General features: G+C 70.2%; 19 protein-coding genes. 8 read left to right on the top strand and 11 right to left on the bottom strand.

What is annotated here, in order from left to right; all coding sequences use genetic code 11:
* The first annotated feature begins 16 nt into the window (after nucleotides 1-16).
* Complete coding sequence (locus tag AU195_RS07325; RefSeq protein ID WP_059158405.1) at nucleotides 17-2,002, top strand: SpoIIE family protein phosphatase; 1,986 nt, start codon at nucleotides 17-19, stop codon at nucleotides 2,000-2,002.
* 357 nt (nucleotides 2,003-2,359) lie between these two features.
* Complete coding sequence (locus tag AU195_RS07320; RefSeq protein ID WP_059158404.1) at nucleotides 2,360-2,842, top strand: hypothetical protein; 483 nt, start codon at nucleotides 2,360-2,362, stop codon at nucleotides 2,840-2,842.
* A gap of 70 nt (nucleotides 2,843-2,912) precedes the next feature.
* On the opposite strand, the gene AU195_RS07315 is transcribed toward AU195_RS07320, so the two are convergent.
* Both AU195_RS07315 and AU195_RS07310 read right to left on the bottom strand, forming a co-directional pair.
* Nucleotides 2,913-4,007: a zinc-dependent alcohol dehydrogenase gene (locus tag AU195_RS07315; RefSeq protein WP_059158403.1), complete on the bottom strand. Its 1,095-nt coding sequence runs from the start codon at nucleotides 4,005-4,007 to the stop codon at nucleotides 2,913-2,915.
* A complete protein-coding gene (locus AU195_RS07310) occupies nucleotides 4,000-4,974 on the bottom strand; it encodes a Gfo/Idh/MocA family protein (protein WP_059158402.1) in 975 nt (324 codons plus the stop codon). The genes AU195_RS07315 and AU195_RS07310 overlap by 8 nt, the downstream gene beginning before the upstream one ends.
* Before the next feature lie 95 nt (nucleotides 4,975-5,069).
* Between AU195_RS07310 and AU195_RS07305 the strand changes: the two genes are divergently transcribed.
* Nucleotides 5,070-6,308, top strand: coding sequence for a glycosyltransferase (locus AU195_RS07305; RefSeq protein WP_059158401.1), 1,239 nt, complete (start codon nucleotides 5,070-5,072; stop codon nucleotides 6,306-6,308).
* Between the two features lie 177 nt (nucleotides 6,309-6,485).
* Here the strand turns inward: AU195_RS07305 and AU195_RS07300 are convergent, their stop codons facing one another.
* The gene (locus AU195_RS07300) at nucleotides 6,486-7,367 is read right to left on the bottom strand and encodes an LLM class flavin-dependent oxidoreductase (protein ID WP_059158400.1); all 882 of its coding nucleotides are present in this window, start codon (nucleotides 7,365-7,367) and stop codon (nucleotides 6,486-6,488) included.
* 102 nt (nucleotides 7,368-7,469) lie between these two features.
* On the opposite strand from AU195_RS07300, the gene AU195_RS07295 reads away from it, so the two are divergent.
* The 5 genes from AU195_RS07295 (at nucleotide 7,470) to AU195_RS07275 (ending at nucleotide 11,355) form a co-directional block, all read left to right on the top strand.
* On the top strand, nucleotides 7,470-8,774 hold the full coding sequence (locus tag AU195_RS07295; protein ID WP_059158399.1) for a sensor histidine kinase: 1,305 nt from the start codon (nucleotides 7,470-7,472) through the stop codon (nucleotides 8,772-8,774).
* The gene (locus tag AU195_RS07290) at nucleotides 8,762-9,406 is read left to right on the top strand and encodes a response regulator transcription factor (protein WP_059158398.1); all 645 of its coding nucleotides are present in this window, start codon (nucleotides 8,762-8,764) and stop codon (nucleotides 9,404-9,406) included. The genes AU195_RS07295 and AU195_RS07290 overlap by 13 nt, the downstream gene beginning before the upstream one ends.
* Nucleotides 9,407-9,425: 19 nt before the next feature.
* Nucleotides 9,426-10,319 carry a DUF4097 family beta strand repeat-containing protein gene (locus AU195_RS07285; RefSeq protein WP_059158397.1) on the top strand — a complete coding sequence of 298 codons (894 nt, stop codon included), beginning with the start codon at nucleotides 9,426-9,428 and terminating at the stop codon, nucleotides 10,317-10,319.
* Nucleotides 10,320-10,466: 147 nt separating this feature from the next.
* Nucleotides 10,467-10,715, top strand: coding sequence for a hypothetical protein (locus AU195_RS07280; protein ID WP_059158396.1), 249 nt, complete (start codon nucleotides 10,467-10,469; stop codon nucleotides 10,713-10,715).
* Between the two features lie 160 nt (nucleotides 10,716-10,875).
* Entirely contained in the window at nucleotides 10,876-11,355 is a 480-nt protein-coding gene (locus AU195_RS07275; protein WP_059158395.1) for a DUF1942 domain-containing protein, read from the top strand.
* 37 nt (nucleotides 11,356-11,392) lie between these two features.
* Here the strand turns inward: AU195_RS07275 and AU195_RS07270 are convergent, their stop codons facing one another.
* From AU195_RS07270 to AU195_RS07235, 8 genes are all read right to left on the bottom strand, one after another.
* Entirely contained in the window at nucleotides 11,393-12,967 is a 1,575-nt protein-coding gene (locus tag AU195_RS07270) for a threonine/serine exporter family protein (protein ID WP_059158438.1), read from the bottom strand.
* 43 nt (nucleotides 12,968-13,010) lie between these two features.
* Nucleotides 13,011-13,499 (bottom strand): Rrf2 family transcriptional regulator, encoded by a 489-nt coding sequence (locus tag AU195_RS07265; RefSeq protein WP_059158394.1) that lies wholly within the window; start codon nucleotides 13,497-13,499, stop codon nucleotides 13,011-13,013.
* Between the two features lie 9 nt (nucleotides 13,500-13,508).
* Entirely contained in the window at nucleotides 13,509-14,108 is a 600-nt protein-coding gene (locus AU195_RS07260; RefSeq protein WP_059158393.1) for a cysteine hydrolase family protein, read from the bottom strand.
* 14 nt (nucleotides 14,109-14,122) lie between these two features.
* Nucleotides 14,123-14,851: a 3'(2'),5'-bisphosphate nucleotidase CysQ gene (locus AU195_RS07255; protein WP_059158392.1), complete on the bottom strand. Its 729-nt coding sequence runs from the start codon at nucleotides 14,849-14,851 to the stop codon at nucleotides 14,123-14,125.
* On the bottom strand, nucleotides 14,848-16,698 hold the full coding sequence (cysN, locus tag AU195_RS07250) for a sulfate adenylyltransferase subunit CysN (protein ID WP_059158391.1): 1,851 nt from the start codon (nucleotides 16,696-16,698) through the stop codon (nucleotides 14,848-14,850). Before cysN ends, AU195_RS07255 begins: the two co-directional genes overlap by 4 nt.
* Nucleotides 16,699-16,732: 34 nt before the next feature.
* A complete protein-coding gene (cysD, locus tag AU195_RS07245) occupies nucleotides 16,733-17,662 on the bottom strand; it encodes a sulfate adenylyltransferase subunit CysD (RefSeq protein ID WP_059158390.1) in 930 nt (309 codons plus the stop codon).
* A gap of 187 nt (nucleotides 17,663-17,849) precedes the next feature.
* On the bottom strand, nucleotides 17,850-18,341 hold the full coding sequence (locus tag AU195_RS07240) for a beta-class carbonic anhydrase (protein WP_059158389.1): 492 nt from the start codon (nucleotides 18,339-18,341) through the stop codon (nucleotides 17,850-17,852).
* A gap of 44 nt (nucleotides 18,342-18,385) precedes the next feature.
* Nucleotides 18,386-20,248 (bottom strand): ArnT family glycosyltransferase, encoded by a 1,863-nt coding sequence (locus AU195_RS07235; protein WP_059158388.1) that lies wholly within the window; start codon nucleotides 20,246-20,248, stop codon nucleotides 18,386-18,388.
* Nucleotides 20,249-20,269 lie beyond the last annotated feature (21 nt).

Below are 20,269 nucleotides of genomic sequence, written 5' to 3'. Positions count from 1 at the left end.
GTGTAAAAGTGAGCGGGTGAATCCTGATCAGGGGGCGCTGGGAGATCAGCGGGTTCGCTCCGGAAAGCCGACCGTCGTCTTCGTCGCCGGCTGCCTACTCGCCGTACTCGTCGTCGGATGGCTCTCACTGGTGACCCAGCCGACCGCGCTGGCCTCCACCGCATGGTGGCCCGTCGCCGGGATCGCCGTCGGCCTGGGCATCCGCTTCCCACGCCGGCACGTCTGGGCTCTGGCCGCCACGGTGGCCGCGATCACCCTTCCGCTCCTGCTCTGGGCGGGGCGGCCCGCCCCGCTCGCGATCGCCCTGGCGCTCACCGTGGCCCTCGAGATGATCATCGCGACCCTGATCCTGCGGGGGCGCAACGACTGCCTGCCGACCCTGTCGGCCCCACGCGACCTCGGCCGGTTGCTGCTGGCCGTCGGCACGGCCGCGGTGGTCTACGACCTCGTCGGTGCCAGCGCCACCTACCTGCTGGCCGATTCCACCGAGGCGTGGATCCGGCTGGTGACCTCGGCGCCGAAGCACGCCGCTGGGATGCTGCTGCTGGTCCCGCTGTTCATGCACCTGCCGAGACGCCCCCGGCCCGCAGGCCCTGTCGAGACCGTCGCGCAGGTCGTCACGACGCTGGGCCTCGTCACGTTCGTGTTCGCGTTCAACCCCGGGATGCCGCTGTCGTTCCTGCCCTTCATGCCGCTGGTGTGGGTGGCGATGCGCCTGACGACGCGGGAACTGATCTTGCTGATGCTGGGGATCGCCGTGATCGCCTCGGCCGGCAGCGCCTACGGCACCGGACCGTTCGCCTTCCAGCTCCTCGACCCGGAGATCGGCAACCTGGTCCTGCAGGTCTTCGAGCTGTCGATGGTGGTCGTCTTCCTGTCGCTCTCACTCGCGGTGGGCCAGGAGCGCACCACGGCGCGGCGGCTCAACGAGAGTGAGGAACTGTTCCGCCGGATCTTCGACACGTCGGTCGCCGGGATGGTGATCGCCACCCGCGAAGCCAACGGTTGGAAGGTGTTGCGCGCCAACGACTCCGCGGTGGCCATCGTCCCGGGGCTCGCCGATCCCCCGACTCGGCTCAGTGACCTGCTCGGCGACGAGGCGACCGCCGCGCTGTCCGCCGAGGTCGAGGCGCTGACCGAGGGCAACGCGCGCCTCACGCTGACCACCAGCGCCGGGCGGATCCTCAACGTCAGCATCTCGCTGATCAGCGATGACCGGGACAGCAGAACGGTGGCCCTGCAGTTCTACGACATCACCGAGGCGATGCGGGCCCGCCGGCTGGAACAGGAGGAACTCGAACGCGCCGCCGAGGTGCAACGGGCGCTGCTGCCGGGGAAGCTGCCGCCGACGCCCGGCTGGAGTTCCGGGGCGGCATCGGTGCCTGCCAAACAGGTGGGTGGGGATTTCTACGACATCCGGGTCGAGGTTCCGCACGCCGTCCTGAGCCTCGGCGACGTGATGGGCAAGGGTATGGGCGCGGGAATGCTCGCGGCGGCGACGCGGGCCGCGCTGCGCGCCAACGACACCCAGCTCAGCCCGTCGGCTGCCATGAGCCGGGTGGCCGGCATCGTCGACCACGACCTGCAGCGCACCAGCGCGTTCATCACCCTCACCTACGTGCTCGTCGACCTGGTCACCGGCGACTTCCGCTTCGCCGACGCCGGGCACGGGCTGCACTTCATCGTCCGGACCGGTTCCAACCGCGTCGAGCGGGCGGCCTCGAGCGATCTGCCGGTGGGGCTGGACAGCGGCTGGGACGAGAAGCACGGAGCGCTACAGCCCGGCGACGCGCTCCTGCTGGTCAGCGACGGGGTGATGGACCTGTGGGGTGGCTCCGTCGAGCAACTGTCGGCCGCCGTGGCGCAGTGCGCCCGGCAGCACGGCACCAGCCCGCAGGCGTTGGTCGATGCCCTGTGCGCGCGAGCCAACGGTGATCTGGACCGCGACGATGTGACGGCCGTCGTCCTGCGGCGGGAACCGGTGGACGCGGCAGCACACTGATCGTCCTGCGCCGCCGGCCTACTGTCCCCGGTCAATCTCGAACTTCCTCGTCACAACTCGTTCCGGCCCGACGGGCGATCGACGGCGACGAGACCCGCCGCAACCGCTCTGATTCGCTGACTGACACCCCTCACGTCGCGTTTTGCGGCTCAACACCGCACCGCGCCCGTGCCACTGTTTGCTGGCGCAACGTTCACCGGCCCAACCCGGTGCTGCCAGCGCATCCGCGCAGATGCTGAGGGTGGTTCGCAAAGCTAAACACATGCCGGGCTTTGCATCTGCAAAGGCAGGTAAGGCGACGCGGAATTTGCTCGGACGGGCTACGATCTAGGTGATTTCCTATCCGAGGGGTTGACTGTGGATATCAAACGAGTACTGGCCGGGGCGTCGATCGTCGGCGTCGTGGGCCTTCCGGCCTGGTTCCTGGGCGCGGGGGTCGCCTCAGCCGAACCGGTCGCCGGAGCCGAATGTGCCGACCCGGCGACCTGTGAGCGGGCGCCCGAGGAGAAGCCGGCCGAGAAGAAGACCAACGCGAACAAGGCGCCGATCCAGATTCCCGAGGCGTGGTCTCGCGAGGTCGCCAAGAACGTGGCCAACCTGCCGTCACCGGTCGAGGCGAACGGCAGCGTGCCGGTCTCCGTCGGCCTGCCGGACGTGGTGCCGGACATCGGTTTCAGTGCGCCGGTCCATCTGCACCCGCCCGCCCTGGGCGGCGTCGGCCTGCCGGCCGTCGGGATGCCCAGCGTGAACCTCCCGGCGCCGAAACTCGGCCCGCCCAACAACCCGCTGAACCTCGGCCCGCCGAACAATCCGTTCAAGCTGCCGAAGATCGGTTTCTGATCCGGCGCTGACCGAACGATCGTGGCCGCCTCGCTGATGCGAGGCGGCCACTGTCGTCTGCCGGGGCCGTTCAGCAGGAGAAGACCAGCTGAAGCCCGTGATGCCGAGTGGTCGCCAGCCGGCTCAGCGTTTGCGGCGCCTCGGCCAGCGGCACGTAGTCGGTGATCAGATGCGCCCGGACGTCGTCGCCGCGGACCTGCAGGAAGGCGACCGTCTCCGCGCTGAGGCGGTCGCGGTTCCATAGGTGACCCGTCCCCCGCGGCACCCGGCCGATCTGCGCGCAACGCACCGACAGCCCGTTGTGGTGGAACTCCTCGCCGAGCCGGACGTCCCCGCACCCGTCCTGGTAGAACGCCAGGTCGATGACCGTGCCCTGTGGTCGCAGCAGCCGCAGCGCCAGGGCAAGCGCGCTGCCCCGCCCGCGACACTGGAACACCACGTCCGCACCGCGCTCCCCGGCTCTGCCCCAGCGCTGCTTCACCGAGAGCGCCGGGTCGCCGTCGGCCGGATCCAGCGCCGTCACGCCCAGGCGTTCCGCGATGTGCCGCCTTCCGGCCGTCTCGTCGAGCACCACGACGTCCGCCGCGCCGTGGTGGGCGGCCAGCAGCGCGGTCAGCAGACCGACGACGCCTGCGCCGACGACCGCGATCCGCCTGCCGCGCACGCCGTCGCCCAGGGTCCGCACGTCGGCGCCCACCACGTCGGCCGCGGCGTGCAACAGTCCGTTCGCGCAGATCGGGCCCATGTGCGCGACGTAGATCCCCAGCACCGCGTCGAACCCGTCGGGCAGCACGACGAACCGGTCGCGCAGCGCATCCGCCCGGTACCGGCTGCGGTGGCCGTAGGTCATCGCCACGAGCTGACCGGCGGCAAGCGACGGCACGCGGCTCTCGACCACCCGGCCGACCTGCATGTAGCCGAACCTCTTCACCGGGTAACCGGCGTTCGGTTCGCCTGCGAGGAACAGCCCGAGGTCCGGATCCCAGTGCCGGTGCAGCGCCGGATTCGTGCCCTTGACCCAGCTGAGGTCCGTCCCGGCGGACAGTCCGCTGAACACGGTCGCGACGTCGAATCGGCCTTCGGGCAGGGCGCCGTCCGACGGCTGCGGCTCACACGCCACCACGCCGGGCCGCTCGACGACCACGGCGTACCCGGCGTCAGACATGGAGCGTCACCGGTCGCGCGCGGGCGGCGGATTCGGCGATGGCGCAGGCCACTTCGTGGGTGCGCAGGGCGTCGGCATAGTCGACGAGGATGCCGTCGGGGCCCGCCCCGCGGCCCGTCACGGCCTCGATGAAGGCACGATCGGCGGCCCTCTTGGCGTCGTCGGGTTCGAGGTCGCGCTGCAGCGTTCCGTCGGCCGTACGCGCGGTGATGCCGTCCTCGCGGACCGCGACGCTCACCGCGTCCGCGTGGATGTCGATGCCCGCCAGGTGCTTCCACGTCAGGCAGCACGCAGCGGCGACCGTGCCGACCGCGCCCGATTCGAAACGCAGCGTCGCCGCGGTCGCCCCGTCGATGTCGGCGTCGGGCGAACTCGGCGGGGCGGCGTTGGCGTAAGCGCTGACCTCAGCGACCTCGCCGACCAGGTACCGCAGCATGTCGAGCACGTGCACCGCCTGCTCGACGATCTGCCCGCCGGACAGGTCCCGTCGGCACCACCACGCCACCGGCGGAACCCGGTCCAGCCACGACGCGACGGCGAGCCGGATCACGCTGTCGCCCAACATCTCCCGAACCAGACCGACGGCCGCCGAGTACCGCCAGTGATGGCCGACGGCGCTGGTGACACCGCGCTCGCCGATCAGGTCCGCGATGCGCCGGGCGGTGCCCGGATCGGTGCCCAGCGGCTTCTCGACGAACAGCGCGACGCCCGCATCGACGACCGACTCCTCGATCGGCCCGTGCGCGTGCGGGGGGACGCAGACGTAGACGGCATCCGGCGTGTCGGCCAGGAGTGCGGCCAGGTCGGGGACGACCGCGGCCCCGGTGGCGCGGGCGAACGCGTCGGCCGCGGGTGCCGCGGGGTCGGTGACCGAGGCGATGACGACGTCGGGCAGCTCGGCGAGGTGACGGGCATGGCGGACGGCGACGCCACCGGCTCCGACGAACGCGACTCTGCAGCGAGACATGGGCACCCTCCCCTTGCCCGCGGTGGATACCCGCCGCACGCGTCGGTATGCATTTTTTGACGTATACGTCGATTCACGGTGGGTACCCGGATTGCATGTCGCTGACGGTGCTGATCAACGCGGGCCCGTGGCTGACAGTGCCGCCGCGCGGATACGGCGGCATCGAGAACATGGTCGCGACGTTGATCCCGGAGTTGCGCAGCGCCGGCGTGCGGGTGGTCCTGGCCACCGTCGGGGGCAGCACGGTCGACGTCGACGAGAGAATCGTCACCTTCGACGAACCGCAGTTCCGTCATCTCACCGAGCCGTACAACCAGGTGATGGGCATCGCCGCGACCCACATGCACCGGTTGGTGACGGAGTTGGCGCGTCGCGGTGACGTCGACCTGGTGCACGACCACCTCGAGGCGGTGGGTCCGACCGTGCTCGCGGCGGCCGGGCGCCGGTTGCCGCCGGTTCTGCACACTCTGCACTGGGACCTGTCCAAACATCCTGGCCTGTACTGGAATCTGTCGGTCGACCACCTCTGGGTGAACGGGGTGTCGGCCGCGCAGATCGCACGCGGGCCCGCGCCGTTGCGTCAGCGCAGCCTCGGCCACGTCTACCTGGCGACGTCGCTCACCCGAACGGCGCCGCGCGATCCGGCGCCCAAGGGACGACATGTCGCGCTCGTCGCGCGGATCTCACCGACCAAGGGTCAGCACGTGGCCGCACGGTTGGCCCACCGGCGCGGTGTCGACCTGGTGCTGGCCGGCCCCGTCGGGCCCTACGCGAACGCCGCGGACCTGGCCGCCGACCCCCACGCCGAGCGGTATCCCGACGTGCGGTACTACCGCAGCGCGGTGGCGCCGCTGATCGACGACCGGCGGGTGCGCTGGGTCGGCAGTCTCGAGGGCGAGGCCCGTGATCATCTGGTGGCCACGGCACGCGCCACGCTGTTCCCGCTCACCTGGGAGGAGCCGGGTGGCACCGCGGTGATCGAATCGCTGGCGCTGGGCACACCGGTGGTGGCCTACCGGCGCGGGTGCATGCCGGAGTTGGTGGCCCCGGACACCGGCCGGCTCGCCGAACCGGGCGACGAGACGGCGCTGGCCGACATGCTCGCGCAGGCCGACGAGATCGAGCCGGCCCGGTGCCGCGCGGAGGCGCGGAGGCGGTTCTCCCCGGCCGTGATGGCCGCCGGATATCTCCGGATGTACGAGGAATGCGTACATCGCAGCCGCACACCACGGCTGCTCAGTACGCGTCGTGCAGGCGCATCCACTCATAGGGCGGTCGCTGGGGCCAGCCGGAAGGCGAGTCCTCCCACGTCTCCTGACGGCCGTACGGGGTGAGGTCGAGCAGGTCGAACACGTACGGCTCGGCCACCTCGACCATGGGCAGGCGACGGCGCGCGGCACTCACCGAATCCTTCAGCCGCGCAGCTCCTTCTCGCGGATGAGCAGTTCCGCCCGGGCCTGCTCCCACTCGCCGCGCGAGACGATCGGAGGAAGGCCGTCGGCGGCCATGAGCTACACCCGGTCCTTCACCGCGTCGGCGATCCGGGTCAGCTGACCGATGTCCGAACTGGTCGGGATGAGGTGCACCTCGTCGGTGCCGATCTTGTCGAACCGTTCGAGCACCGCGAGCAGATCGTCCTCCGTGCCGGCGAACCCCGTCGCCGGGGCCATCGCGTCGACGTACTCGCCCGGGATCCAGTTCATGTAGCGGCGCAGGTGCCGGTGCACCTGTTCGCGCGCCTGGTCGCGCTCGCCGATGGCGAACCAGAACGATGTCGCCAGGTGCGGCCGCGGCTTGCCGGCGTCCGCCCAGGCGGTGCGGGCGACGTCGAACAGCTCGCCCTGCTTCGCCGGGTCGAGGTCGAGGATGGTGCCCGCCATGCCGTCGGCCCACGCAGCCGCGCTGCGCACCGTCTTGGGCCCGATGGTCCCGACCAGCAGCGGCGGGCCGCCCGGCTGCACCGGCGGCGGCCCCACCGGCAGCACGGACTCGGTCACCTTCTCCCCCGCCCAGACCCGCTTCATCACCGCGACGCGTTCGGCCATCTGCCGCATGGTCTGCGTGGCCGGGTCCGCGCCCACCGCCTCGTAGTCCTCGTGCCTGCCACCGACGCCGATGCCGACCGTCAACCGGCCACCACTGATGAGATCGCCGGTCGCGAGTGCCTTGGCGAGCATGACCGGATCGTGCAACTGCGGCACGACCACCGTCGTCACCAGCCGGACGCGTTCCGTCCAGGCGGCCACCGCACCGAGCAGCGTCAGGCTCTCGGGATTGTCGAAGGCGATCCGCTCACCCCAGCACAACGCGGAGAACGGCCCCTCGTCGACCGTCCGGGCCCACGCGCGCAGCGTCGCGGAGTCGAGATCGGGCTCCATCACCGGCAGGGTCATTCCGATTCGCACACCGCGATTCTGGCATCCGGGGGTTAACCCCCGGCCGGCTCGGCGGAAAACGCTGTGTCGCAGCGGACGCGGACTCCATAGGTTGAATGCATGGTCGCAGTCACCAGCCCCCCACCCGCGTCCCTCGCGGTCAGTCACACCCCGTCACCACCCCGCACCATCGGCATAGTCCCGACGGCTTCCGTGCTGACCGGCGCCGCCATCGGCGTGGTGTGGTTCTGGATCCCGTTGGGGATCCTGGTGCTCGGCACGTCCTCGATCCCGTCGGTCATCGGATTCATCCTGGCCGCAGTGGTTTTCATCTATCTGGTCCGGGGCATCGACCGGGTCGAGCGCGTGCGCAGTGAGGCGGTGTTCGGGATGGGTATCGGGCGCCCGTTCCGGCGCCTGACCACCTACACCGGCTTCCAGGGCTGGTTGCATCAGCTGTGGCTGGACGTCAGCAGCGCCCGGTTCTGGAAGGTCTTCGCCCACCACTACCTGCGGATGGTCTACGACGTCCTCGCCACCGCGCTGGCCTTCGCGCTGTTGGCGTTCGGGTTCCTGGCGCCGGCGGCCGCGCTGGCCATCGACCACAGTGACGACGCCGCGGGTCTGGCGTTCCTCCCGCCTGCCCTCGCCTGGCCGCTGGCGGTGGTGGCCGTGGCGGCGTCGGTCGCGATCCTGGTCTTCGCGCCCGCACTCGACGCGATCATCGATCGCCGGCTGCTCACCCCGTCGCCCACCGCGGCGCTGAAGTACGAGGTCAGCGCGCTCAGCGATGCCCGGGCGGGCGCGGTGTCGTCGGCGCAGACGGAACGTCACCGCATCGAACGGGATCTGCACGACAGCGTCCAGCCGCGGCTGGTGTCGCTGGCCATGGCGATCGGCCTGGCGCAGACCAAGCTCGACACCGATCTGCCCGCGGCGAAGCAGTTGATCGCCGAGGCGCACGACGAGGCGAAGAACGCTCTGGTCGAACTGCGCAACGTGGTGCGGGGCATCGCGCCCACGATCCTCGCCGACCGCGGGCTCGACGCGGCGTTGTCCGCCGTCGTGCAACGGGCCGAGAACTCCGGTGTGCCCACGACATTGAACCTGGAGCTGCCGCGGCGACTGCCCGACGAGACCGAGTCCGTCGCCTACTTCGTCGTCGCCGAGGCCCTGACGAACGTCGCCAAACACGCGGGCGCCAGTCAGGCCGTGGTCACGGTGCGGTTCGACGAACCGTCGAACTCGTTGTACGTGTCGGTCTTCGACGACGGACGCGGCGGTGCGGCGATCGCCGACGACGACAACGCCACGGGCCTTCGGGGTCTCGACGAACGGGTGCGCGCGGCGCGCGGCACGTTCTCGGTGTCCAGCCCGTCGACCGGACCCACGATCGTCACCGCGGTGCTGCCATGCGCATCGTGATCGCCGAGGATTCCGCGCTGCTGCGTGCCGGGATCGAACGCATCCTCGCCGACGCCGGCCACGACGTGGTCGCCGGCGTCCCCGATGCCACCAACCTGTTGCGGCTGGTCAACGAGACCCGTCCCGATCTGGCGATCCTCGACGTGCGGATGCCGCCGACCTTCACCGACGAGGGCATCCGAGCGGCCGCGTTGCTGCGCAGCCAGAACCCGGAGTCCCCGGTCCTGGTCCTGTCGCACTACGTCGAACAGCGCTACGCCGCCGAGCTGATCGCCTCGGACACCAGAGGTTTCGGCTACCTGCTCAAGGACCGGGTGGCCGACGTGCCGGCCTTCCTCGACGCCGTCGAGGTCGTCGGCAACGGCGGGACGGTGCTCGATCCCGAGGTGGTCTCGCAGATACTGGTGCGCTCACACCGGCGCGCGACGCTCGAACAGTTGACCCCCCGTGAGCACGAGGTGCTCCAGCTCATGGCGGAGGGCAAGACGAACTCGGCGATCGCGACCGGAATGCACATCTCGGTCGGTTCGGCCGAGAAACACATCGCCTCCATCTTCACCAAGCTGAACCTGGCCCCCGACGAGACCGAGAACCGCCGCGTACTGGCCGTCCTGCGGTTCCTCGAATCCTGAACGCCCGGAAGGACATCCGATGACGACGATCACTCCCCCACCTCCGGCTCCCGTCGGCCCCCCACCCGAGCTGTCCCCAGGCGGACGGACCGCGCTGCGGGGCGCGCTCATCGCCGCCGCGGCCGTGCTCGTGGTGGGCAGCGTTGCGGCGCTGGCCGTCACGGCATGGGGGTTGAGCACCGTGCGCGTGCTCAGCGACAGCCACGCGCTGCCGTCGGCCATGCGGTCGCTGGTGATCGACACCGCCGACATCCCGGTGGCCGTGCGCATCACCAGCGATCCGCAGACTCGGGAGGGCCGCGCGAACCTGCGCCTGGTGAACACCGCGAGCGGTGGCGAGCACCGGCTCGCGGTCACCACGGCCGGGTCGGAGACCCGCATCGTCCTCGAGGGTGAGCCGTCGCCGTCGTTCGGATGGGCGCGAGGCGGGGAGATCACCGTCGCGCTCCCGCCCGAACAGGCCCGCCGGCTCAGCGTGCGCACCCAGCAGGAGACCGGTGTGGTGCTCGCCGAGGCCGACGTCGACCAGCTGAGCGCGCGCACCACGCGCGGGGCCATCGTGCTCAGCGGCTCGGCGCGGCGCGTCGAGGTGCAGACCGTCGACGGAGAGGTGACCGCGCGCGACCCGATCTCGGTGCGGGAGCGGTTCGCGGTCAACACATCCGACGGCGACATCGTCGTCGACTTCCGTGACGCGGCGCCGCGCACCGTCGAGGCGATCAGCCGCACCGGCGAGATCGTCCTCGGGCTCCCCGACCGGGGCCCCTACCTCGTTCGCGCGCAGTCCGGCGATTCCACGCAGGTGCGGGTGCCGGAGACCTCCGACGCCGCCGAAGCGACGAGCCAGATCACCGCGCGCACCGACACCGGCAGCGTCGTGATCGAGGAGACCGACGGCGACTGGCACCGCTGACCGCTTCGATGCTGCCAACGGCCGGTCAATCGCTGCCAGCGGAAATCATCTGCCTCACCTGCTGGTTTGAGCAGTCAGAGAACAACGAAAGCGTCCGAACCGCGACGACCGCCACGGCTCGAACATCACAAGAGAGAAGTGAGAGAAATGACGAAGTTCGCAGCCACCACACTGTTCGCCGGCGCCGCCGCCACCGCCATCCTCGGTCTGGCCGCCCCCGCCCAGGCCGCCCCGGCCGGACCGGGCAACGCCCAGAACACCATCGAGCAGCTCGACGACCGCGGCTACGCGGTGCGGGTCAACCACCAGGGCATGGTCAAGCCGCTCGATCAGTCCAGCATCGTCTCGGTCCGCTACGACAACGACGACCGCGTCGTCTACGTCACCGTCCGCTGACACCCGACCCACCTGGGGCCACCCTGATCCGGGGTGGCCCCTTTTCGGCTCACCGAGTTCTCACGCCACCCTCGTCACGATGGCCGCCGTTCTGTGATTTCGACGGCGCCTGCGCGGGTACGCGTTGCTGTATCACTGCAGGCAGAGGAGGGGAGTCAAGGTGAATTTCAAGAAACTGGCCGGAGCCGTCGCCGTCACCGTGATCGCGTTGGGCGGTGGTGCCGCGACCGTCGCGCCGGCTTCGGCAACCGACAACATCAAGCCTTTCGGTAGCCAGGAGCGACTGAACGACTGGGCCGGCGCTCCGATGATCGGTTACACGGTCAGAGACCTTTCCCCGAGCTCCGACCCCGTGCCGCACAGCGGTCAGTTGTATGCAGCCACGGTGACCGTCGACGCGTTCGGCAGTCCGGCCACTCCGATGGTTCCGATGTTCAACGCCCGCGCTGAAAGCTCGGCGATGTACCGTGTCGTCGCTGACGCAGGTGTCGGAGGCGTGGTGCCGCCGGGCGGCAGCAGGACCGGCAAGCTCTATTTCGACGTCGTGGGCGATGTACCCAACAGCGTCGTCTACAACGACGGCGTGCGGGACCTTCTGGCCTGGGTGCCCGGTCCTCCCCAAGGGGGGACCCGCCCGTAGCGGCACCGGCGCACCGCTGCGCGGTCGGGTTCGGGAATCAGCCGCTCTCGCGATTCGAGGGTTCGCGGCTATCTCCGTCGGCCGCATCCCGTGACTCCGGTTCGAGCGCGACACTCCACGACCGTCGGTGCGGGGTGTGTGTCGGTTGTTGCTTGCCGGACGGCCGCAACGCCACCACGTTGCCGATCGCCCGGCGAAGTCCGGGTGGACCTTCCACGCGCAGGATCTCGCCGATGCGGCCGGCGCGGTAACGCAGTGGGGAGCCGAGCAACTCACCCATCACCACGCCGGCTCCGATCGCCAGCGCGATGGCCGCGGCGCCCAGTGCCTGCGCGATCCCACCCGGGACGTTGCGGTCGACGGCGAAGAAGAACACCGCACGGAACACCGCGAGGCCCGGCAGCATCGGGGTGATGCCCGCGGTCGCGGTGACCAGCGCCGGAGCCTGCCGGCGAATCGAGATCAGGGTGGCGAGCAGACCGACGCCGACCGCCGCCGTACCGGTGGCGACCACGCCACCGACCCCGGCCGCGCTCAGGCCGATCAGCACCAGCTCGGCCAGCGCCGCCGCGATGCCCGCGGTGACCACCGACCGCAACCGCGCGTAACTGGCGATCGTCAGGCATGCCCCGGCGATCGCGGCGCCCACCACCGCGAGCAGGATCGGCACCGCCCGAGTCGGCATCACGAACGATTCCGTGGCGTCGACATGGAGCTCGATCTGGATACCGGCGAGTGCCGCGACCTGCAGCCCGGCCAGGATGCCGACGACGATGCCCGCGGTGAGGAACAGGACGTCGCCGAGCCGCGCCACCGCGGTGACCATGTATCCGGTCAGCGCGTCCTGCACCGAACCCACCAGCGTCAGACCCGCCAGCAGCATCACGATCCCGGTCGCGACCAGTGCGGTCGGCCCCACCCCGGCGTACAGATAGGCCGCGACGGCGATCATCGTCGCGATGAACGCGCCCGCGGCCTGCTGGAAGAAGAACGGTGTGCCCCACCGGTTGAGCACCCGGCCGACGCGATCGATCAAAGCCGACGAGACAGCGGCCAGGATCCACGTCAACCAGCTGCCGCCGAGCAGCATCGCGATGCCCAGCGCGAACCCGGCCCACCCCGCGGTGGCGACCCAGCGAGGGTACGGATGGGGCCGCTCGGTCAACACGTCCATCGCCTCGTGGGCGTCGTCGACCGACACACCGCCCGAGGTGATCCGCCGCACCAGCAGGTCGAGTTCGGCCAGCCGCGAGTAGTCGGTCGAGCGCGCGTGCACCGACCGCACGATCGTCACCGGCGGGCTGTCGGCCGTGGGCAGCGCCGAGACGAAGATGGTGGTGACGAAGACGTCCACGACGCAGTCGGTGAGCTGATACGCCTGCGCCACGTCCTGAGCGGTGGCGACGACGTCGGCGGTGCCCGATCCGGAGGACAGCATCACCTCCGCCAGGCGGACGGTCAGGTCGAGGACCTTGCGGGTGTGCCGCTCGCTCAGCCCAGCGGACACCTGCCTGCGCTGGCCGGCGCCGGACGCGGGTTCGCGTCGGCCACGCAGGGCGAGGTGCAGTGCGCGCCGACGCCGGGCCGGCCGCTCAGATCGATCGGGCTCCACCACGACGACGATACTGACGGCACCAAATCAGCCCAGGTGCAGGCTATTTGGTGCTGACGCGGTCGTGGTGGCCGCGCTTGTGCTCCTGGTCGAGGTAGTCACCGGCCATCGACGCCACGTGCTCGGGCAGCGCGCCGGTGGCCACGTCGGCGAGGCTGGTCTGCTCGAGCACCGAACGCATGCTGGCCCGCAGCGCGCGCCACACGTCGGTCAGCGCGGCGGTCGGCCCGGAGTACGGCAGGTCGCCGAGCCCGATGTCACGCACGCTGGCCAGCGGGCCGTCGATGCAGCGCAGCACGTCGGCGATGCTGATGTCGGCGGCCGGCCGCGCCAGTTCGTACCCGCCGTCGCGGCCGCGCTGGCTGCGCACCAGCCGGTCGGTGCGCAGATCGGAGAGGATGTCGACGAGGAACTGCGCCGGGATCCCCTGCGCTTTCGCCAGGTCGTCGGTCTTGACCAGCACACCGTCGTCGACCGTGGCCAGTTGCACCATGGCCCGGACGGCGTACTCCGCCTTGGCCGACATCCGCATGACCCCAGGCTAGTCGGGGATGTCCTGCGAACTGGGCACCACCACCGCGAACAGGTCCGCGATCGCCGCGAGGCTGGCGGTCTGCATGGCGGCGGCGGGCACGGTGTCATCGCTGCCGAGACCCGGAAGCGCACGCGTCGCGGTCGCCGACGCCACCACCGTCGGCGCGTAGCCCAGGTTGAACGCGCCGCGCGCGGTCGAATTCACGCACATGTGCGTCATGAACCCCGCCAGGACCAGGTTCGACGCGCCGACGGCCTTGAGCCGGTCGTCGAGGTCGGTCTGCACGAACGAGTTCGGGTAGTTCTTGACCACGACGGGCTCGCCCTCGCGTGGCGCGACGATCGGCACGATCGCCCCGCTCTCCCCCTCGATGTCGTAGAGCCCGTCGGGGCCGTCCGAGTGCTGGATGTGGATGACCGGGATGCCGGCGGAGCGCGCCCGGTCGAGCAGGGACGCCGCCTCCTCCAGCGCGGCCTGCACACCCTCGAGTTCCATCACACCGCGGGTGTAGGTGTTCTGGCAGTCGATGAGGACCAGGGCGGACTCGGAGAGGTTGACGGGCTGCTGGGGCAGGTCGGCCAGCACGCGCAGGGTTGGATTCGCCACGGCGTCGAGCCTACTCAGCGGGTGACGGCCAGCACCGCCTCGGCCAGCTCCGGCCGGCACACCACCAGATCGGGCAACGTGGGGTCCTCGCGGTTGTAGACCAGCGGTGAGCCGTCGATACGGGACGTGTGCAACCCGGCGGCGCGGGCCACCGCGACCGGCGCGGCCGAATCCCACTCGTACTGCCCGCCCGCGTGTACGTAGACGTCCGAGCGCCCCTGCATGATCGAGGCGACTTTCGCTCCCGCCGAACCCATCTCGACCAGTGTGCCGCCGAGCGCGTCACGGACCGTGAGCGCCAGGGCCGGTGGGCGGGTGCGCGAGACCACGATCCGCGGCGGGCCGTCGAGCGGCCTGGGGGCCGCGACGTCCGGCGTGGCCAGCGTGGTGTTCTGCGCGGGCAGCGCGACGGCCCCGGCCACCAACTCGCCGGACTGCCACAGCGCCACGTGTACCGCCCAGTCGTCGCGGTCGAGTTCGGAGAACTCCCTGGTGCCGTCGAGCGGGTCGACGATCCACACCCGCTGTGACCGCAGCCGCACCGGATCGTCGGCGCCTTCCTCGGACAGAACCGCGTCACCGGGGCGCTGCTCACCGAGCTCGGCCATCAGGAAGTCGTGAGAGCGCTTGTCGCCGGCGGCTTTCCGTTCCTCGGCGGTGGCGTCGGCGAACTCCGCGCGCACGTCGAGCAGCAGGTCACCGGCCCGGGTCGCCAGCCGTGCGGCGAGTTCGTGATCGTTCACCGGGCGCCGTCCAGCATGTCGATGACCTGCTGGGCCAGATCGTCGACGTCACGGTCGGGGGTCAACCGCAGATCCGGCGTCTTGGGCCGCTGATACGGGCTGTCGATCCCGGTGAAGTGGGTGATCTCCCCGGCGCGCGCCTTGGCGTAGAGGCCCTTGGGGTCACGCCGTTCACAGTCCTCCAGCGGGGTGTCGCAGAACACCTCGAAGAAGTCGTAGCCCTGGTCGACGTGGACGGCGCGGGCCAGTTCGCGGTGCTCGACGAGCGGGCTGATCGCCGGCACCAGGACCGTCAGGCCGGAGTCGGCCATCAGGGTCGCGATGTGGGCCAGGCGCCGCAGGTTTTCCGCCCGGTCGGCCATCGAGAACCCGAGGTCGGCGTTCAGCCCGTGCCGCAGGTTGTCACCGTCCAGAACGTATGCGGGACAACCCCGTTCGAGGAGCTTCTGCTCCACCCGCATCGCCACCGATGACTTCCCCGAGCCGGACAGGCCGGTGAACCACACGGTGCGGCCCTTCGACAGCCGGTCCTTGGCGCTGACCAGCGACTGGTGCCGGACGGTGTTCGGGGTGGCGGTCCGGTTCGCGACGGGGGTGGTGTCGCGGACCATGCCCGCCGCCACGGTGCCGTTGGTGTCGGGGTCGATCAGGATGAACGACCCGGTCGCGGCGTTGCGGGAGTACTCGTCGAGCAGCAGCGGCTGCTGGGTGCGCAGCGTGACCCGGCCGAGTTCGTTGAGCTTGAGCGCGGTGGCCGACTTGTCGCGGTGCAGCGTGTTGACGTCGAGGCGGTAGTCGAGCGCCGCGACACGGGCGCGGGTGACCCGGGTGGTGTGCTTGATCAGGTACTCGCGGCCGGGTTCGAGTGCCGAGGTGTCGGCCATCCAGCAGACCGTGGCGTCGAATTCGTTCGACACGTGCGGCTGGTTGTTGACCCGGGCGATCACGTCGCCGCGCGAGATGTCGATGTCGTCGGCCAGGCTGACCGACACCGCCATCGGCGGGAACGCCTCGGCGACAGGGCCGGTCGGTGAGTCGATCGCGGTGATGCTGCTGCTCTTACCGCTGGGCAGCACGACGATCTCGTCGCCGACGCGCATCACGCCGCTGGCGACGGTGCCGGCGTAGCTGCGGTGGTCGGCGTGGTCGCGGGTCTGCGGGCGGATCACGTACTGCACCGGGAAGCGGACGTCGGTCAGGTTGCGGTCACCGGCGATGTAGACCTCTTCGAGGTGGCTCAGCAGCGCCGGTCCGTCGTACCACGGGGCCTTGTCGGATTTGGTGACGACGTTGTCGCCGAGCAGCGCCGACATCGGGATGGTGGTGACGTCGTGGATGTCGAGGCGTGCGGCGAACGCGTGGAACTCGTCGCGAATGTCGTTGAACTTCTCCTGATTCCAGTCGATCAGGTCCATCTTGTTGACCGCGAGCACGATGTGCTGCACGCCGAGCAGCGACGCCAGGAACGCGTGCCTGCGCGACTGCTCGAGCAGGCCGTGGCGCGCGTCGACGAGCACGATCGCCAACTGGGCGGTCGAGGTGCCGGTGACCATGTTGCGGGTGTACTGGAGGTGGCCGGGCGTGTCGGCGATGATGAATTTCCGCTTGGCCGTGGCGAAGTAGCGATACGCGACGTCGATCGTGATGCCCTGTTCCCGCTCGGAACGCAGCCCGTCGGTGACCAGGGCGAGGTCGGTGTAGTCGTTACCGCGTTCCTTGGAGGTGCGCTCGACGGCGGCGAGCTGGTCCTCCATGACGGCCTTGGAGTCGTAGAGCAGCCGGCCGATCAGCGTCGACTTGCCGTCGTCGACGGAGCCCGCGGTGGCGATTCTGAGAAGCGTGGTCACTGTTCAATCCCCCGTCGCTTCGCTCGCTCCATCATCAGAAGTAGCCCTCTCGCTTGCGGTCTTCCATCCCGGCCTCGGAGATCCGGTCGTCGGCGCGCGTCGCACCGCGCTCGGTCAGCCGGGACACCGCGGTCTCGGCGATGATGTCCTCGACCGAGGACGCGGTCGACTCCACACAACCGGTGCAGGTGACGTCACCGACGGTGCGGAAGCGCACGCTGGTCTCGAACACCTCTTCACCGTCGCGGGGCTGCATGAACGGGTGGACGGCCAACAGCATGCCGTCGCGCTGGAACACCGGACGGGTGTGCGCGTAGTAGATCCCCGGCAGCGTGATGCCCTCGGCGCCGATGTAGGCCCAGATGTCGTACTCGGTCCAGTTCGACAGCGGGAAGACGCGGATGTGCTCGCCCTTGCGGTGGCGGCCGTTGTAGAGGTTCCACAGCTCCGGCCGCTGCGCCTTGGGATCCCACTGGCCGAATTCGTCGCGGAAGCTGAACACCCGCTCCTTGGCGCGGGCCTTCTCCTCGTCGCGGCGCGCGCCGCCGAAGGCCGCGTCGAACTTGTTCTCGCGGATCGCCCGCAGCAGTGTGACGGTCTGCAGGGGGTTGCGGGACGGCCCGTTGTCGACGACCCGGCCGGCGTCGATGTCCTCCTGAACCGAGGCGACGACGAGGCGCACGCCGTTCTCGGCGACCAGGCGGTCGCGGGTCTCGATCACCTCGTCGAAGTTGTGGCCGGTGTCGACGTGCATCACCGGGAACGGCAGCCGTGCCGGGGCGAACGCCTTGATCGCCAGATGCAGCATGACGATCGAATCCTTGCCGCCGGAGAACAGCAGCACGGGCCGCTCGAACTCGGCGGCGACCTCGCGGATGATGTGGATTGCCTCGGCCTCCAGCGAGCGCAGATGGCTCAGCTCGTACTGGCCCGGTTCCGGGGCGGCCACCTGAGCGGCTGTCATCGCATTCCTCGTTAAGTTGGTTGAACTTGCCAGATTTACGAGGAATCTAGCGCGCAAGGGTGGCGGTGTCAAAGATCGTCGAGTGTGCCGTCAGGGCGTCGAGTGTGTCCACAGGGCGAGAATCCGGCCGGATCCCCGCCCCGGCTACACAGTGGACGCCGTCACGACACAGTGGACGCCGGCGTCGTCAGACGGTCACCTCGGTCAGCCGGCCGGTGGCCACGTCGAACACGAAACCGCGCAGCGATTCGTGCTTGGTGACGAACGGGCTGGCCTCGATACGCCGGATGGACTGCCGCACATCATCTTCCAGATCGGCGAACGCCTCGGCCGCCCACTCGGGTTTGATACCGGTCTCGTCCTGGATCGCCTTCTTGAACTCGTCGTCGGTGAAGGTGAGCATTCCGCAGTCCGTGTGGTGGATGAGGATGATCTCCTTCGTGCCCAGCAGCCGTTGGCTGATCGCCAGCGAGCGGATCTCGTCGTCGGTGACCACACCGCCCGCGTTGCGGATCACGTGCGCCTCCCCGTCGGCGAGACCCAGGATCCGGTAGACGTCGAGCCTGGCGTCCATGCACGCCACCACCGCCACGTGTCTGCTCGGCGGCAGCGGGAGTGGACCGCTGAACGTCTTCGCGTATTCCTCGTTGTTCTTCAGGTACTCATCGGTGACCGACATGGCGCGACGATAGCAACCCGGACGCGCTCGAGCACCGGTGAGAATCAGCCGGATTGCAGGTCGTAGACGGTGCTTGCGCCCACCCGCATCGGGCTGAAGTTCTGCTGCACCCACGCGGTGATCTCGGCGGCAGTGCCGTCGCCGCCGAATCCGGGCGGACCGCCCGGCCCGCCCCGCCCGTCCTCGATGAAGTACCGCACCTCGTGGTCGGCGACGTACTGCTGGAACTGCTCGAGCGTCGGTGAGTCGTCCGAACCGGTGAACCCACCGATCGCCATGATCGACGCCCCGGTCTCCAGCTGCAGGCCCGCAGCACCCATCGAGCCGACACTGGCGGCGGCCCAGCGGTTGTCGGTCCCGCGGACCAGATCCTGCAGCGCGGTGTCGTCGGTCGCACCATGCCCGCCGGGCGGCATACCGCCGAATCCGTCCGCCCGCGCCGGACCGGACATGGTGCCGGGGCCACCGGCGGGGTGCGCCACGTTGTAGATCGCGAACGCCGTGGGCGCGGCGAGGCCGGCCAGCACCGCGGCGATGACCACACCCGCCGTCGCCCGGCCCAGCCGGTGCGCCCCGACGGCCAGCACGGCCGCGGCCCCGACAGCCCCCACCAACACCGCCCACCGCAGCCACGGCTGCCAGTCCGGGGTCCGGTCGAGCAGCACGAACGCCCAGATGCCCGTCGCCGCCGTCATCGCCGCCAGGACGATCCGGGGCAGCACGTAGCGTCTGCCGCGCCAGCATTCCGCGGCCGTGATCCCGACGAGTGCCGCCACCGCGGGGGCCAGGGCCACCGTGTAGTACGGGTGGATGGTGCCGTCCATGAAGCTGAACACGGCACCGGTGACCAGTAGCCAGCCGCCCCACAGCAGCAGGCTCGCGCGCACGGCGTCGGTGCGCGCGGCGCGCCGGGTGAACCAGAGTCCGGCCGCCAGGCCGAGCAGCGCCGCGGGCAGCAGCCAGGATGCCTCGACACCCATCGAATGCCCGAACAGCCGCCCGAGTCCCGGCTCGCCGCCGAAGAACAGGTTCGCCCCGCGTCCCGCACCGCCACCGGGGCCGCCGCCCGGTCCCCCGCCTCCGGCGATGCGCTCGATGCCGTTGTAGCCCAGGGCCAACTGCAGCAGGCTGTTGTCGGTCGAACCGCCGATGTAGGGACGCGACGAGGTGGGCCACACCTCGACCAGCGCGATGAACCATCCCGCGGACACCACCATCGCCACTGCGCCGACGGCGAGCGTGCCGATGCGCCGCCACAGTCCCACCGGCGCGGCCACCAGGAAGGCCAGCGCCAGACCCGGCATCACGAGGAACGCCTGCAGCATCTTGGCCAGGAAGGCGAAACCGAGTGCGCAGCCGACGACGACCATCCACCGGGTGCCTCCGGTCTCGATCGCCCGCACCATGGCGTAGGCGGCGACGACCAGCAGCAGGACCAGCAGCGCGTCGGGGTTGTTGAAGCGGAACATCAACGCCGCCACCGGCATCGCCGCCAGCACCGCACCGGCGATCAGGCCGGCCGCCGGGCCGCTGACCCGTCGCACCGCGGCGAACAGGACGGCCACCGTCGCCACCCCCATCAAGGTCTGCGGCAACAGCATCGCGAACGCGCTGAAGCCGAACAGCCTGGCGGACAGCACCATCAGCCAGAGCGACGCGGGCGGTTTGTCGACGGTGATGGAGTTGCCGGGATCCAGCGACCCGAACAGCCAGGCCGTCCAGTTCTGGCTTCCGGCCTGCACCGCGGCGGCGTAGTACTCGTTGGCCCACCCGGCTGCGCCGAGGCCCCACAGGTAGAGCAGCGCGGTGGCGGCGAGCAGGCCCAGCAGTGCGGGGCGCACCCAGCGCGGGGAGCGGTCGGACGTGTCAGGCGCCGTCAGGGGTGGTGCGTCGGCGGTCACGGTCATCGAAGATCCTCGGTGTAGAAG

Origin of the sequence: Mycobacterium sp. IS-1496, assembly GCF_001499995.1 — a bacterium.
Taxonomy (GTDB): domain Bacteria; phylum Actinomycetota; class Actinomycetes; order Mycobacteriales; family Mycobacteriaceae; genus Mycobacterium.
This window is presented reverse-complemented; position numbering and strand designations above follow the sequence as displayed.